Raw genomic sequence first — 1,046 nt, 5'->3', positions numbered from 1 at the left:
CTAGGCCGTGTCTCGAAGTGATGCAGCGGCTGTGAGATTGGTTGGCGGGCTGGGATTTTGATAGTGGTGAGGTCTCCGGTAGTTGGTTGATCGACCAAGATTCAACTGAACACCGGAGACCTCGTGACCAGCCTAGCGGTGACGTGCCGTGCGGATCTGACCGATGCCCAGTGGGCGCGGCTGGAACCGTTGCTGCCGTGTCCGAAAAGACCGGGCCGTCCCTCGAGATGGACCAGACGCCAGATCATCGACGGGATCCGGTGGCGGATCCGGGTCGGTGCGCCCTGGCGTGACATCCCACCGCAGTACGGGTCCTGGCAGGCGATCTACGCGGTGTTCCGGCGGTGGGCACGCACCGGGATCTGGTCGTCGGTCTTGCAACAGTTGCAGGCCCTGGCCGACGCCGCGGGTGAGATCGGATGGTTGGTGAGCGTGGACTCCACGATCATGCGTGCTCACCAGCACGCTGCTGGTGCCCGCCGTGATGGTGGCCGGCAGGTCGAGCCGCCGGGCGGTTACCGTAGCGAGCCTGTCGATCACGCGCTCGGGCGTTCACGAGGCGGGTGGACCACCAAACTGCACCTCGCGTGCGAGTACCGGCTACGTCCTCTGTCGCTGCTGCTGACACCGGGCCAAGCCGGTGACAGCCCACAGTTCGCCGCGGTCCTCGACGGCATCCGGGTGCCCCGCGTCGGTCGCGGACGTGCCCGCGTCCGGCCCGAGCGCGTGTTGGCGGACAAGGCGTATTCCTCGGCCGCCAACCGCGCTCACCTACGTAGCCGTGGGATCGCCGCGACGATCCCGGTGCCGGCAGATCAAGCCGGACACCGCCGCAACCGCGGCCGCTTCGGCGGGAGGCCACCGGCTTTCGACCACGAGATCTACCGGCACCGCAACACGATCGAACGCGGGATCAACCGCCTCAAACAACACCGTGCTGTCGCCACCCGCTACGAGAAACTCGCCACCCGCTACTTGGCCGTCATCCAGGTCGCCGCCATCGACCAATGGCTCTGACACAACACCTACTTCGAGACACGGCCTAG

General features: G+C 66.5%; 1 protein-coding gene. It reads left to right on the top strand.

All coding sequences use genetic code 11. From position 1 onward, the window contains the following. Window positions 1–123 precede the first annotated feature (123 nt). On the top strand, window positions 124–1,017 hold the full coding sequence (locus tag NDR87_RS37055) for an IS5 family transposase (RefSeq protein WP_372494413.1): 894 nt from the start codon (window positions 124–126) through the stop codon (window positions 1,015–1,017). Window positions 1,018–1,046: the final 29 nt, after the last annotated feature.

The sequence above is a fragment of the Nocardia sp. CDC159 genome (assembly GCF_023740735.1).
Lineage (GTDB): Bacteria > Actinomycetota > Actinomycetes > Mycobacteriales > Mycobacteriaceae > Nocardia > Nocardia pulmonis.
The sequence above is the reverse complement of the archived record's forward strand: the minus strand, read 5'-3'. Positions and strand labels throughout refer to the sequence as shown.